The following is a 12,767-nucleotide window of genomic DNA, read 5'->3' on the forward strand; positions in this document are numbered from 1 at the left end:
CCATGTTTCGACACCGGGCCTTCACCATGCGGCCCCAAGGGTTCAAGCTCCTGTCCAGAAGGGGCTGCCATGGGCTTTCCGGCCGAGACGATCATCCTGGGCGACTGCCTGGAGGAGCTGGCGAAGCTCCCCGACCGTTCGGTGGACCTGGTCTTCGCCGACCCGCCCTACAACCTGCAGCTCGGCGGCGACCTGTTGCGGCCCGACAACTCGAAGGTCGACGCGGTCGACGACCACTGGGACCAGTTCGAGAGCTTCGAGGCTTACGACACCTTCACCCGCGCCTGGCTGAAGGAATGCCGCCGCGTGCTGAAGGACGACGGCGCCATCTGGGTGATCGGCAGCTACCACAACATCTTCCGTGTGGGCGTGGCGGTGCAGGACCTGGGGTTCTGGATCCTCAACGACATCGTCTGGCGCAAGGCCAACCCGATGCCGAACTTCAAGGGCACCCGCTTCACCAACGCCCACGAGACCCTGATCTGGGCGTCGAAAGCCCGCGGCGGCCGGCGCTACACCTTCAACTACGACGCCATGAAGATGGCGAACGACGAGCTGCAGATGCGCTCGGACTGGACCTTGCCGCTGTGCACCGGCGAGGAGCGGCTGAAGGACGAGACCGGCGCCAAGGCCCACCCCACCCAGAAGCCGGAGGGTCTGCTGCACCGGGTGATCCTGGCGTCCAGCAAGCCCGGCGACGTTATCCTCGATCCGTTCTTCGGCACCGGCACGACCGGCGCGGCGGCCAAGCGGCTGGGGCGCCGGTTCATCGGCATCGAGCGCGAGGAGGCCTACGTCCGCGTCGCGAAGGACCGCATCGCTAAGGTGCTGCCCGCCTCGCCGGGCGAGGTGGTGGTCACCGGCTCGAAGAAGTCCGAGCCGCGCATCCCGTTCGGCACCATCGTCGAGGCCGGCCTGCTGAGGCCCGGCGACGTGCTCTACTGCCCGAAGGGCCGCAACGCGGCGAAGGTGCGCGCCGACGGCAGCCTGGCGGTCGGCGACCTGACCGGCTCGATCCACAAGGTTGGCGCCATGGTGCAGTCGGCGCCGGCCTGCAACGGCTGGACCTACTGGCACTTCAAGTCAGACAAGGGCCTCGCGCCGATCGACGTGCTTCGCGCTAAGGTGAGGGCGCAACTGCCCGCCTGACCCGCCGGAGGCCGATGAACCCGCGCGTCCTCGTCCTCACCCTCTGCACCTTCTCCTTCGGTTCGGCGGCCTTCATCTTCGCAGGCCTGCTCGAGGTCCTGGCGCGGGACCTTGGCGTCACCACCGGCGTCGCCGGCCAGCTGCAGACGGCTTACGTGCTGACCAGCGCCGTCTTGGGTCCCCTGGCCGCCTGGGTCCTTGGGCGGATCGACCGCAAGTGGGTGGTGCTGCTGGGCCTGGGCAGCGGTCTTGGATTGCACCTGGCCTGCTCGATCGCGCCGGACTTCCAGACGCTGCTGGTGCTCCGCGGCCTGGCGGGCCTCGCCGGCGCGATGTCGGCGCCCGCGGCCAGCGTGGCGGCCGCGTCTCTAGTGCCGCCGGAGCGGCGAGGCTCCGCCCTGGCCCTCGTCTCGGGCGGCCTGACGCTGGCCTTCGTGATCGGCATTCCGATGGGCAGCGTGGTGGGGTCCTTCTTCGGCTGGCGCGCGACCTTCCTGGTGGCCGCTGCACTGTCCGCCATGGCGCTCGTGGCGGTGGTCTTCTTCCTGCCCCGCGTCCCGGCGCCGGCGAAGCGGATGGGCGGCAAGCTCGACGTGCACGGCATCTGGCCCCTCTACCTGACTAGCTTCCTGACCTTCGCCGCGAACATGACTCTGAACCTCTACATCGCGCCTATCGTGCGGGTGGGCGCGGGCGTCGTCGGCGCGGGCGTCGGCATCTTCCAGGCGATGATCGGGGTGGGCTCGATCATCGGGTTGTCGCTAGGAGGGCGCGCAGCGGACCGGGCTGCGGGCAAGCGATGGATCCTGCAGGGTTTCGCCATCCAGGCCGCGGCGATGACCGTCCACTTCGCCGCCACGCACCACGCCCTGCCCGCGGGCTTGCCGAGCCAGGTGCTGGTAGCCTTCGCCATCGTGCTGGCCGCGACCGCGCTCTTCTCCATGACCCCGGTGATCCAGGCCCGTCTGATCGAGATGACCCATGGGGCGCCTGTCGCCCTGGCCCTCAACGGCTCGGTGATCGCGACGGGTCAGGCGCTGGGCTCGGCAGTCGGCGGCTACGCCAACGACAGCTTCGGCGTGCCGGCCATCCCCGGCGCCGCTCTCGCCATGTCGCTGACGGCCGGCATGATCCTGGTCTTCGTCTTTCCGCGGAAGAAGGCGGCTACAGCAGGTTCGTGAGGCCCGCGCGGGCGGCCTTCAGGAACACGCTAGGCAGGCCGTCCAGGTCGCGGCGCGGGCTCCAGATCACCCCGTCGGCCTCGCCCTCCGCCCGGAGCAGCTGCAGCGTCAGGGTGAAGTGGGTGAAGCCGTGCTCCACTTCCCCGACGCGGCGCCACGAGGCATCCGCCGGCGCCGCCGACAGGGCTTCGGCCTCGCTCCAGCGCTCGGCGCGCCAGTCGCTGGTCGGGAGAGCCAGCATCCCCCCCAGCAGGCCCTTCGGCGGGCGGCGGACCAGGGCGACCTGGTCGCCGCGGGTCAGGACGTAGGCGACGCCGTAGCGGTGCGGACGTTCGGCCTTGGCGGTGCGGCGGGGATAGGTCTCCGGCTCGCCGGTGGCCAAGGCCGCGCAATGCGCGGCCACCGGGCAGCGGTCGCAGAGCGGCTGCTTCGGCCGGCAGACGGTGGCGCCCAGGTCCATCAGCGCCTGCGCCCAATCGCCGGGGCGTTGGTCGCGCACCAGAGCGGCGGCGAGCCGCTTCAGCTCCGGCTTGGCGTCGGGCAGCGGCGGCTCGACCGCGAACAGGCGCGCCATCACCCGCTCGACGTTGCCGTCGACGACGTTGGCCGGCCGGTCGAACGCGATCGCCGCCACGGCCGCCGCCGTGTAGGGCCCGAGGCCCGGGAGGCTTCGCAGCCCCTCCTCCCTGTCCGGGAAGACGCCGCCGTGGTCGCCCGCCACCGCGCGGGCGCAGGCCAACAGGTTGCGGGCGCGGGCGTAGTAGCCGAGGCCCGCCCAGGCGGCCATGACGTCCCCGTCCTGCTCGTTCGCCAAGTCGCTCACGGTCGGCCAGCGGGCGGTGAACTTCAGGAAATAGGGCGTGGCGTGCGGCACGGTGGTCTGCTGCAGCATCACCTCGGAGAGCCACACCCGGTAGGGATCGGCGCGCACGCCTAAGGCATGGTCCGCCGGCCGCACGCGCCAGGGCAGGTCGCGGGCGTTCTCGTCGTACCAGGCCATGAGCGAGGCGCGGAGGTCGGCGGTCACGCCGTCCGGTTAACACCGCCGCTCATCCCCGCGAAGGCGGGGACCCAAGCTGAATCGACGCAGGCGCCGCCGCCGCCTGGATTCCCGCTTTCGCGGGAACGAGCGGAGATTAGATTGCGCGCATGCGCTCCCGCCGCAGCCTTCCCAGCGCCCAAGAGGCGCTCCGCATCCTCAGCGCCAAGCGCACGCGGCCGCAGCGCCGTCCGCCGCCGCCGGCCGGGCGGGGGCTGTCGAAGCTGATCCGCGACCTGGACGAAAAGTTCGGCCAGGGGGCCGGCGCCCTGCAGGCCCGCTGGCGCGAGGTGGTGGGCGTCGAGATCGCCCGGCGCACCGAGCCGGTGAAGCTGGTGAAGGGCCGCAACGGCGCGCCCTCGTCCCTCGAGATCCGGGTCGCCGGGCCGTCGGCGGCGCTGATCCAGCACCAGGCGCACGAGATCCTGGCGCGGGTGAACCTGTTCCTGGGCGCCGAGGCGGTGCAGAAGCTGCGCATCGTCCAGGGGCCGCTGCGGGTCACGCCCGAGCTCCAGAAGCCGCGCCGCCGCGAAGCGCCCTTGGACGCGGCCGCCGAGGCGAAGCTCGCCCAGGACCTCGCCGACGCCCCGGACGGCAAGCTGAAACAGGCGCTTATGGCCCTCGGACGGGGCGTTCTGCGCCAGTCCAGATGAGTTGACTCAATTCCGCCGCCGTCCCATGCGGCAAAGCGGCGTTCGGTCCCGTGGCCCAGCCTGCGGGAATCGCGCTTTAATCTTTCATTGAGAATTGCGGGAGCCTCGCCCGATGACCCTGAGCCGACGTCTCATCCTCGCCGCCGCGGCCGTGGGCGCCCTTGCGCTCGCCGGCTGCAACAAGGGCGGCGCCGCCAGCGGGCCCAGCGCCGGCGACATGACCATGGGCGACGCCAATGCGCCGGTGAAGTTCGTCGAGTACGCCTCGGCCAGCTGCAGCCACTGCGCCAGCTTCAACAACGAGGTCTTCCCGGCCTTCAAGGCCAAGTACATCGACACGGGCAAGGTCCACTATACGCTGAAGGAGTTCCTGACCCCTCCGGAGGAGGTGGCGACCGCCGGCTTCCTGATCGCCAGGTGCGCGGGCAAGGACAAGTACTTCAGCGTGCTGGACGCAATCTTCCAGAACCAGGAACAGATGTTCCGCTCGGGCGACATCCGCGGCGGCCTGCTGCGCATCGCGCAGTCGTCCGGCATGACCGAGGCCCAGTTCAACGCCTGCCTCAACGACGAAGCGGCCATCAAGGCGCTGAACGAGCGGGTGACCAAGTACGCCCGCGAGGACAAGATCACCGGCACGCCCACCTTCGTGGTCAACGGCAAGACCATTGCGTCCGGCGCGGTGACCATGGCCCAGCTCGAAGCCGCGGTGGCGGAGGCGTCGAAGTAGCGTGATCACCCTCAGCCGCCGCAAAGCGCTCGCCGTCCCCGCCGCCGTTCTCGTGTCGGCGACGGCCGGCCGCGCCGACGCGGCCGCCGGCGTCCCGATCCCGGCCGACATGGGAATGGGGAACGCCAAGGCGCGGGTGACGGTGGTGGAGTACGCCTCGCTGAGCTGCGGCCACTGCGCCGACTTCAACGAGACGATCTTCCCGGCCTTCAAGAAGAAGTACGTGGACACCGGCCGCGTCCGCTACGTGATGAAGGAGTTCCTCACCGCGCCGGCGAATGTCGCCGCGGCGGGCTTCCTGCTGGCGCGCTGCGCGGGGCCGGCCAAGTACTTCAAGGTCGCCGACGAGGTCTTCCGCAGCCAGTCGGGCTGGCGCACCGGCGCCGACGTGCGCGCCGCCCTGGTGAAAGTGGCCCAGGCGAACGGCCTCACGGAGGCGCAGTTCAACGCCTGCCTTGAGGACGAGAAGGCGATCGCTGCCCTGAACGCTCGCGTGCAGCAGGCGGTCGCCGACGGGATCGACTCCACCCCGACGTTCTTCGTGAACGGCAAGCGGGTGGAGGTGGCGAGCCTCGCGGACCTCGACGCCGCCATCGCCGCGGCCTCCAAGCCAGCAGGGAGGCGCTAGAACGGTGCACTTCCAGCGGCTCCGCCTGTCCGGGTTCAAGTCCTTCGTGGATCCGACGGAGTTCCGGATCGAGCCGGGGATCACCGGCATCGTGGGCCCTAACGGCTGCGGCAAGTCGAACCTGCTGGAAGCGCTGCGCTGGGTGATGGGCGCCAACTCCGCGAAGGCCATGCGTGCCGGCGGCATGGACGACGTGATCTTCGCGGGCTCGGGCAATCGCCCCTCGCGCAACCACGCCGAAGTTTCGCTGACGATCGACAATTCCGACCGCAAGGCGCCTGCGTCCTTCAACGACCATCCGGTGATTGAGGTCGTTCGCCGTATCGATCGCGGCGCGGGCTCGACCTACCGGATCAACGGACGCGAGGTGCGGGCCCGGGACGTCCAGCTGCTGTTCGCCGACGCCTCCACCGGGTCGAACTCGCCGGCTCTGGTGCGCCAGGGGCAGATTTCCGAGCTGATCGCCGCCAAGCCGCAGAACCGGCGGATGATCCTGGAAGAGGCGGCCGGCGTCTCCGGCCTGCACTCGCGCCGCCACGAGGCGGAGCTGCGGCTGCGCGCCGCCGAGGCCAACCTCAACCGCCTGGAAGACGTCGCGGGCGAATTGGCGGCCAACCTCAACCGGCTGAAGCGCGAGGCGCGCCAGGCCGAGCGCTACAAGAAGATCTCCGCCGAGATCCGCGCGCTGCAGGGCGCCGTGCTCTACGCCCGCTGGGCCGAAGCCAAGACGGCGGCCGAGCGGCTGACGGCCGAAACCGCCGCCGCCGTGCGCGCGGTCGAGGAGACCGCTCGCGCCGCCGCCGGCGCCACCACGCGGGCGGCGGCCGCCGAGGAGGCGATCAAGCCGCTGCGCGAGCAGGAGACCATCGCAGCGGCCATCCTGCACAAGCTGGCCATCGACAAGGACCGGCTGGACCGCGAGGACGAGGCCCATGCCGCCGAGCTGAAGCGGCTCACCGACGAGCTCTCCCGCATCGATGCTGACCGCGCGCGCGAGACCCACATCGTCGAGGACGCCGACGCGGCCCTGAAACGGCTCGCCGAGGACATCGCGGGCCTCGAGGCCGCCATGGCCGCCGCTCCCGAGCGGACGCCGGAGCTGCAGGCCGCGGCCCAGGCCGCCGAAGCTGCGCGCGCCGCGGCCGACGCCGAGGTCGAGAAGCTGGCCGGCGAGGCCGCGGCCCAGGAGGCTGACCGCCGCGCCGCGACGCACCGTGTCGAGGAAGCGCAAGGCCGGGTCAGCCGCACCCGCCGCGCCCTGGAGCAGGCCCGCGCCGAGCGCGAGGCGCTCGCCAACGCGGCCAGCCCCCAGGCGGCGCAGGCGAAGACTGAACTGGAAGCCGCGGAGGCCGCCCTCGCCGCCGCGCGCGCGGCGCTCGACGCAGCCGAGGACGAGCGGACGACGGCCATCGCCGAAGAAGCCGCCGCTCGCGACGCCGCCCGCAAGCTGGAAGAGCAGCTCGGCCGGTTCACCGCCGAGGCCCGCGCCCTGGCCGGTCTGGTCGCCCAGGCGCGGCGCACCGGATATGCGCCGGCCCTGGACTCCGTCTCGCCGAACCGCGGCTACGAACTGGCCCTGGCCGCTGCGCTGGGCGACGACCTCGACGCCGCCCTTGACCCGAAGGCGCCGGCCTACTGGGGCGGCCGGGATGCAGACGCTCCGGCCTGGCCTGCCGGCGCGACGCCGCTCGCCCCGCTGATCAAGGCCCCGGCGGCGCTCGCCGCGCGCCTGGCCTTCACCGCCCTGGTGGACCGCACCGAGGGCGAGGCCCTGCAGAAGGCCCTGTCGCCCGGCTGCCGACTGGTCTCCAAGGAAGGCGACCTGTGGCGGTGGGACGGCTTCACGGTGCGCGCCGAGGCGCCGAAGCCCGCCGCTGTCCGCCTGGAGCAGAAGACCCGCCTCGCTGAGGTCGAGGGCGAGATCGAGAAGCTGCAGCCCAAGGCGAAGGCGGCGCGCGAGACCCACGCCGCCGCCCAGACCCGCTTGCGCGCCGCCGAGGACGCCCTGCGCAACGCGCGGCGCGAGCCGCCGGCCCTGGAGCAGACGGCCGCCCAGGCCCGCATGGCCATGGAGCGGTTCGAGCGCGAGGCCGCCCGGCGCGAGGCGCATGCGGCCTCCCTCGACGACGTGATCCGCCGCTTCGAGGCCGAGCTCGCCGAGCTGGAGCAGCTGCTGGCCGCCGCCACCGAGGCTGCGGCCGGCGAGGAGGGCGACGAGAGCCTGGCCGAGCGCCTGGCCGCCGCCCGCGCCGCCGCGGGTCCGGCGCGCGAAGCCGCCGCCCAGGCCCGTTCCGCGCTCGACGTGGAGGTGCGCGAGCGCGACGGCCGCGCCCGGCGGCTGGAACAGCTGACCCGCGACCGCGACGACTGGACCCGCCGGGCCGCCGCCGCCGTGAAGCGCATCGACGGTCTCGCCGCCGCACGCGACAAGGCCGCCGCCGAGCTGGCTCGGGTGAAGGCCCAGCCCGATACCCTGGCCGACCGCCGCAGCGCCCTGCTGGACGAGCTTGCCGTCGCCGAGGCCCGCCGCGCCAAGTCGTCCGATGCGTTGGCCGCCGCCGAGCACGAGCGCGCCGAGGCCGACCGGGGCCTGCGCGCGGCGGAAGCCGCCGCATCCGAAGCCCGCGAGGTCCGCGCCAGTCTGGCCGCCCACGCCGAAGCCGCCGCCCAGCGCTTCGAGGAGGTCTCCGCCCAGATCCGCGAGACCGCCCGCATGGAGCCGGAGGAACTGGCGAAGAAGCTGGCCGACGAGGCTGTGGCGATCCCCTCCGACGCCAGCGGCATGGAGGCCCACCTCTACAACCTGGAGCGCCAGCGCGAGGCGATCGGGGCGGTGAACCTGCGCGCCGAGGAGGAGGCCGCCGAGCTCTCGACCCGCGTGCAAGGGATGCTCAGCGAGAAGGCCGACCTGACCGGGGCCATCGCCAAGCTGCGCACCGGCATCGACGAGCTGAACGGCGAAGGCCGCGGCCGGCTGCTGGCCGCGTTCGACGTGATCAACGAGCACTTCAAGACGCTGTTCTCCACCCTGTTCCAGGGCGGGCAGGCGGAGCTGCGGCTCGTCGAATCGGACGATCCACTGGAGGCGGGTCTCGAGATCTACGCCTGCCCGCCGGGCAAGCGGCTGGCGACCATGAGCCTGATGAGCGGCGGCGAGCAGGCGCTGACGGCCTCGGCGTTGATCTTCGCGGTGTTCCTGGCGCAGCCGGCGCCGATCTGCGTGCTGGACGAGGTGGACGCGCCGCTGGACGACGCCAACGTCGACCGGTTCTGCAACATGATCGACGAGATGCGGCGCAAGACCCAGACCCGGTTCATCGCCATCACCCACAACCCGGTGACCATGTCGCGGATGGACCGGCTGTACGGAGTGACCATGGCCGAGCGGGGGGTGTCCCAGCTGGTCAGCGTCGACCTGCATCAGGCCGAGGCGATGGCGGCGCAGTAGAGTCTCCAGATGGAGTTCTATTGCATGTTGCCGCAAACTCACAAAAGGCGAGAAAAAACAACGCTGTAAGAACGTGGCCGGCGGCCTTGACGCACTGCACACGCCTCTATAGGTTCCGCGCGACCTTAAGCCCCCCTCCGCGGCGGTGTTTGTCGCGGTCGAAAGACCCCCCGACGCATGTCGCAGCCGGACGATCTGCACCGTGAGGCGCGCGAGCGACTCGAGGCGCGGCTCGACGCGGTCGAGTCCGAACGGGCCCGGCAGGAGAGCGGCGACGCCCACAAGGCGATGGCGCGAGGTTACCGCTTCCTCGGTGAAGTGGTGGGCGGGGTGCTCGGCGGCGCCGGCTTAGGCTGGCTCGTCGATCAATACGCCGGGACGGCGCCCCTGGGCCTGGTCGGCGGTCTGCTGATGGGCTCGGCGCTATCCATCTTCGTCGCGGTGAAGACCGCGGCGAAGGCGAGCAGGATTGAGGCGGAGAAGGCCGGGCCCTTGCCCAGCGTTCCCGACGACGAGGACGAGGACTAATGGCGGAACAGCCTGCCATCGACCCGATGCACCAGTTCATGATCCAGAAGATCGTGGACGGCCCGAAGTTCGAGCTCGGCGGGCTGGTGTTCGACATGTCGATCACCAACTCGGTGGCGAGCATGCTCGTGGGCGCCGTGGCCATCGTGGCGTTCTTCCTGCTGACCGCCCGCGGCCAGGTGGTGCCGAACCGCGGCCAGGCCGTCGCCGAGGCGCTCTACAACATCATCGACCGGGTGCTGGTCACCCCGATCATCGGCCCGCACGGCCGGCCCTACATCCCCTACCTGTTCACGCTGTTCGTCGTGATCTTCGTGCTGAACCTGATCGGCGTCGTCCTGTCGTTCGGCAGCCTCGCCGGCCAGACCTGGACCTTCACGGTCACCTCGCAGCTGGCGATCACCGCGACGCTGGCGATCCTGACCTTCTTCAGCGTCTTCATCCTGGGCTTCATCAAGCACGGGCCGAAGTTCCTGGGCCTGTTCTTCCCGTCGGGCATGGGCGTCATCGGCGCGATCCTGATGGCCCCGATCGAGATGATCTCCTACTTCGTGCGGCCGCTGACGCTCGCCTTGCGTCTGTTCGGCAACATGATGGGCGGCCACGTGGTGCTGAGCCTGTTCGGCTCGTTCGTCGTGGCGCTGGGCCTCGTGGGCCTGTCGGGCGGGCTCGCCAGCCTGGCCTTCATCCCCGCCACCCTGTCCTTCGCCATGATCGTGGCGCTCACTGGCCTCGAGCTGGTGGTGGCGCTGCTACAGGCGTTCGTCTGGGTGGCGCTCGCCACCGTCTACCTCAACGAGGTCGTGAACTTCGGTCACGGCCACTAACCCAAACGACTATCTGAGAGAGGGATTTTCACATGGAACCTGAAGCCGCTCGCCTCATCGGCGCTGGCATCGCGACCTCGGGCATGATCGGGGCCGGTGTCGGCCTGGGCGTCCTGTTCGGCAACTACCTGCAAGCCGCGATCCGCAACCCGTCGGCCGCCGCCAGCCAGCAGACCATGCTGTTCCTGGGCATGGCGCTGACCGAGACGATGGGCCTGTTCGCCTTCGTCGTGTCGCTGATCATCCTGTTCGCGAGCTAAGACCGAACGCCCCATGGCGATGCAGACCCACGACACCGCAGCCGCCGGGCACGCGCCGGCCGAGCCGGGACATGAGCCCGGCGCTGCAGGCGCACACGGCGCGGCGGCGGCGGGCGGTCACGAGTCCGCCGGCGGCCTGCCGCAGTTCAACTTCGCGGAGTGGCCGGGCCAGATCGCCTGGTTCCTGATCATCTTCTTCGGCCTGATGCTGTTCATCCGCTTCTTCGCCGCGCCGAAGGTGGGCGGGACGATCGAGCAGCGTGAGCAGAAGATCGCCTCCGACATCGCCGAAGCCCGGCGCATGAAGGAGGAGGCCGACGCCCAGGCCCAGGCCGCGTCCGTCGAGGCCGCCCAGGCCCGCGCCCAGGCGCAGAAGGTGGCCGCCGAAGCCCGCGCCAAGGCCCAGGCCGAGATCGCCGCGCGCCTGGCGGAGGAAGAGACCAAACTCGCCGCCGCCGGCGCGGAGGCCGAGGCCCGCATCGCCACGGCCCGTGAGGCCGCCATGGCCAATGTGCACACCATCGCCGCGGACACCGCCGAGGCGATCGTCGCCAAGCTAACCGGCCGGCCGGCTTCGGCCGCCGAGCTGGCGGACGCGAGGGGATAATGACCGAGCTCCTGCTGGACGCCCACTTCTGGGTGGGCGTCGCCTTCGTGGTCTTCATCGGGATCCTGGTCTGGGCAGGGATCCACAAGCTGGCCTGGACCAAGCTCGGCGAAGCCGGCGAAAAGGTCCGCGCGCAGCTCGAGGAAGCCGAATCCCTGCGCCGGGAATCGGAAGCCCTGCTGGCCGACATCCGCCGCCAGAAGGAGGCCGCCGAGGCGCACGCCGCCGAGCTGATGGCCAATGCCCAGGAAGAGGCCAAGCGGCTGCAGGTGGACGCGCAGGCCAAGCTCGCCGAACAGATCGAGCGCCGCGGCCAGCTGGCCGAGCGCCGCATCGCCACGGCGGAGGCCCAGGCGGCGGCCGAGGTGAAGGCCGCCGCCGCCGAGCTCGCCGCCCAGATGGCCGAACGCGTGCTGACCGCCCGCGTGGCCGGGACCAAGTCGGATCCGCTGGTCGACGCGGCCCTCGGCCAGCTCGGGACCAAGCTTCAGTAGCCGCCGGTCCGGATCGAACACTGCGAAGCCCCGGCGTCACCGCCGGGGCTTTTGCTTTTGGGGGCTAGAATGGCGGGGCGTCGAACTCGCCGGCGATGGCGTTGGCGAGCAGGCCGACGGCGAAGCCCCAGGGCAGGGAGCGGTCCTCGCCTGGGAAGCGGCCACGGTAGTCGCCGGCCAGGTACTGCAGCGGCGCGAAGTTCCTGAGCAGCAGGAAGGCGGGACCGGCGTCGCCGAGCGGGCGCACGAGCCGGCCCGAGCCGCGGCGGTCCTCGAGGTCCCACGGCCGGCCGTCGGCGCGCTGGAAATAGTCGGGGCTGAGCTGGGCCTCGCGGCGGACGGCCTCGAGGAAGCGCAGGGTGCGGGGGTCGTCGCCGGTGGGCATCCGCACCTGGACTACCCAGCTTGCGGGCTCCCAGCCGCCGGCGAGCCGCCCGGCCACCGAGGTCAGCGCGTCGCGTGGCGAGCGCCAGATGTCGGCGAGTCCGTCGCCGTCCCCGTCCTTGGCCATCTCGGCGTGCTGGCGGGGGAACCAGCGGACCTGGCCGGTGCTGCCGTCGGCGAAGGCGCGCAGGGCCGCGCGGGGGACCTGGCCCGCCACCACCAGCTTGGCGGCGTCGCCGAACTGGTCGTCGCGGAAATAGTCGCCGACCGCGGCGCGGGTGGCCCAGAACGCGAGGAGGTCGTACTCGCCGCGTCGGCGGCCGAAGTCCGTCTCGGCGCCCCAGACGGCGGCGAGCACGGCGGCCGGGACCTTGTGGCTCACGGCGATCGCCTGCAGCCAGGGCTCGCGGGCGACGCGGCGGCCCTCCGCGACCCGCTCGGGCGTGACCACCTGGAGGGGCCAGTCCGCCAGCGGGTTGGCCGGGGCGGGCTCCGGCTCCACCCGGATCGGGCGCAGGTCGGCGAACAGGCGCACGAGGTAGGGCCGCCAGCCCTCGCCCCAGGTCTGCATCACCCGCTCGCGCCAGGCGTCGAAGCGCGCATCGCCGCTGGAGCCGAGCACCGGCTCGGGCATCCGCAGGAAGGCCGGGTTGTGCGGCGGCGGGGGAGGTGGGGGCGGAGGCGGGGTGGACGGCGGCGTCGCCGGTACGGCGGGTGGCTCAGGCGCCGGCGCGGCGCAGGCGGCGAGCGCGGCGGCTCCGGTCAGGATGACGGCCCTGCGATGCACGTGATCGGGATCTCCGTGGCCATGCCTTGGAGACTAACCGCCAGGCCGCCCG

General features: G+C 71.7%; 13 protein-coding genes. 11 read left to right on the forward strand and 2 right to left on the reverse strand.

The features are described 5' to 3' along the window. Nucleotides 1–69: 69 nt before the first annotated feature. Both VIL76_RS17245 and VIL76_RS17250 read left to right on the forward strand, forming a co-directional pair. Entirely contained in the window at nucleotides 70–1,149 is a 1,080-nt protein-coding gene (locus VIL76_RS17245; protein ID WP_332046273.1) for a site-specific DNA-methyltransferase, read from the forward strand. A gap of 14 nt (nucleotides 1,150–1,163) precedes the next feature. Then, complete coding sequence (locus tag VIL76_RS17250; protein WP_332046274.1) at nucleotides 1,164–2,330, forward strand: MFS transporter; 1,167 nt, start codon at nucleotides 1,164–1,166, stop codon at nucleotides 2,328–2,330. Here VIL76_RS17250 and mutY read toward each other — a convergent pair. After that, nucleotides 2,314–3,357 carry an A/G-specific adenine glycosylase gene (gene mutY / locus VIL76_RS17255; RefSeq protein ID WP_332046275.1) on the reverse strand — a complete coding sequence of 348 codons (1,044 nt, stop codon included), beginning with the start codon at nucleotides 3,355–3,357 and terminating at the stop codon, nucleotides 2,314–2,316. The two genes, VIL76_RS17250 and mutY, sit on opposite strands and share 17 nt — an antisense overlap. A gap of 122 nt (nucleotides 3,358–3,479) precedes the next feature. Here mutY and VIL76_RS17260 point away from each other — a divergent pair, with 122 nt between their 5' ends. The 9 genes from VIL76_RS17260 (at nucleotide 3,480) to VIL76_RS17300 (ending at nucleotide 11,544) form a co-directional block, all read left to right on the forward strand. Further along, the gene (locus VIL76_RS17260; protein ID WP_332046276.1) at nucleotides 3,480–4,022 is read left to right on the forward strand and encodes a DUF721 domain-containing protein; all 543 of its coding nucleotides are present in this window, start codon (nucleotides 3,480–3,482) and stop codon (nucleotides 4,020–4,022) included. Nucleotides 4,023–4,134: 112 nt separating this feature from the next. Beyond that, the gene (locus VIL76_RS17265; RefSeq protein WP_332046277.1) at nucleotides 4,135–4,752 is read left to right on the forward strand and encodes a DsbA family protein; all 618 of its coding nucleotides are present in this window, start codon (nucleotides 4,135–4,137) and stop codon (nucleotides 4,750–4,752) included. Between the two features lies 1 nt (nucleotide 4,753). Then, nucleotides 4,754–5,380, forward strand: a complete 627-nt coding sequence (locus VIL76_RS17270) for a DsbA family protein (protein WP_332046278.1) — start codon at nucleotides 4,754–4,756, stop codon at nucleotides 5,378–5,380. Between the two features lie 4 nt (nucleotides 5,381–5,384). Further along, a complete protein-coding gene (gene smc, locus VIL76_RS17275) occupies nucleotides 5,385–8,828 on the forward strand; it encodes a chromosome segregation protein SMC (protein WP_332046279.1) in 3,444 nt (1,147 codons plus the stop codon). A 177-nt stretch (nucleotides 8,829–9,005) separates the two neighbouring features. Further along, complete coding sequence (locus VIL76_RS17280) at nucleotides 9,006–9,356, forward strand: AtpZ/AtpI family protein (RefSeq protein WP_332046280.1); 351 nt, start codon at nucleotides 9,006–9,008, stop codon at nucleotides 9,354–9,356. Continuing rightward, nucleotides 9,356–10,183, forward strand: a complete 828-nt coding sequence (locus tag VIL76_RS17285) for a F0F1 ATP synthase subunit A (protein WP_332046281.1) — start codon at nucleotides 9,356–9,358, stop codon at nucleotides 10,181–10,183. Before VIL76_RS17280 ends, VIL76_RS17285 begins: the two co-directional genes overlap by 1 nt. 32 nt (nucleotides 10,184–10,215) lie before the next feature. Next, nucleotides 10,216–10,443: a F0F1 ATP synthase subunit C gene (locus VIL76_RS17290; protein WP_332046282.1), complete on the forward strand. Its 228-nt coding sequence runs from the start codon at nucleotides 10,216–10,218 to the stop codon at nucleotides 10,441–10,443. A gap of 13 nt (nucleotides 10,444–10,456) precedes the next feature. Beyond that, on the forward strand, nucleotides 10,457–11,050 hold the full coding sequence (locus VIL76_RS17295) for a hypothetical protein (RefSeq protein ID WP_332046283.1): 594 nt from the start codon (nucleotides 10,457–10,459) through the stop codon (nucleotides 11,048–11,050). After that, the gene (locus VIL76_RS17300; protein WP_332046284.1) at nucleotides 11,050–11,544 is read left to right on the forward strand and encodes an ATP F0F1 synthase subunit B; all 495 of its coding nucleotides are present in this window, start codon (nucleotides 11,050–11,052) and stop codon (nucleotides 11,542–11,544) included. The genes VIL76_RS17295 and VIL76_RS17300 overlap by 1 nt, the downstream gene beginning before the upstream one ends. Nucleotides 11,545–11,608: 64 nt before the next feature. On the opposite strand, the gene VIL76_RS17305 is transcribed toward VIL76_RS17300, so the two are convergent. Next, the gene (locus VIL76_RS17305; RefSeq protein WP_332046285.1) at nucleotides 11,609–12,715 is read right to left on the reverse strand and encodes a lytic murein transglycosylase; all 1,107 of its coding nucleotides are present in this window, start codon (nucleotides 12,713–12,715) and stop codon (nucleotides 11,609–11,611) included. Between the last annotated feature and the right edge of the window lie 52 nt (nucleotides 12,716–12,767).

It is taken from the genome of Phenylobacterium sp., from assembly GCF_036563285.1.
Classification (GTDB): Bacteria; Pseudomonadota; Alphaproteobacteria; order Caulobacterales; family Caulobacteraceae; genus Phenylobacterium.

Excerpts from the sequence above, each read along its gene's own strand:
- VIL76_RS17245 (WP_332046273.1), top strand. The coding sequence starts at position 70 with ATGGGCTTTCCGGCCGAGACGATCATCCTGGGCGACTGCCTGGAGGAG.
- VIL76_RS17250 (WP_332046274.1), top strand. The coding sequence starts at position 1,164 with ATGAACCCGCGCGTCCTCGTCCTCACCCTCTGCACCTTCTCCTTCGGT.
- VIL76_RS17260 (WP_332046276.1), top strand. The coding sequence starts at position 3,480 with ATGCGCTCCCGCCGCAGCCTTCCCAGCGCCCAAGAGGCGCTCCGCATC.
- VIL76_RS17265 (WP_332046277.1), top strand. The coding sequence starts at position 4,135 with ATGACCCTGAGCCGACGTCTCATCCTCGCCGCCGCGGCCGTGGGCGCC.
- VIL76_RS17280 (WP_332046280.1), top strand. The coding sequence starts at position 9,006 with ATGTCGCAGCCGGACGATCTGCACCGTGAGGCGCGCGAGCGACTCGAG.
- VIL76_RS17285 (WP_332046281.1), top strand. The coding sequence starts at position 9,356 with ATGGCGGAACAGCCTGCCATCGACCCGATGCACCAGTTCATGATCCAG.
- VIL76_RS17290 (WP_332046282.1), top strand. The coding sequence starts at position 10,216 with ATGGAACCTGAAGCCGCTCGCCTCATCGGCGCTGGCATCGCGACCTCG.
- VIL76_RS17295 (WP_332046283.1), top strand. The coding sequence starts at position 10,457 with ATGGCGATGCAGACCCACGACACCGCAGCCGCCGGGCACGCGCCGGCC.
- VIL76_RS17300 (WP_332046284.1), top strand. The coding sequence starts at position 11,050 with ATGACCGAGCTCCTGCTGGACGCCCACTTCTGGGTGGGCGTCGCCTTC.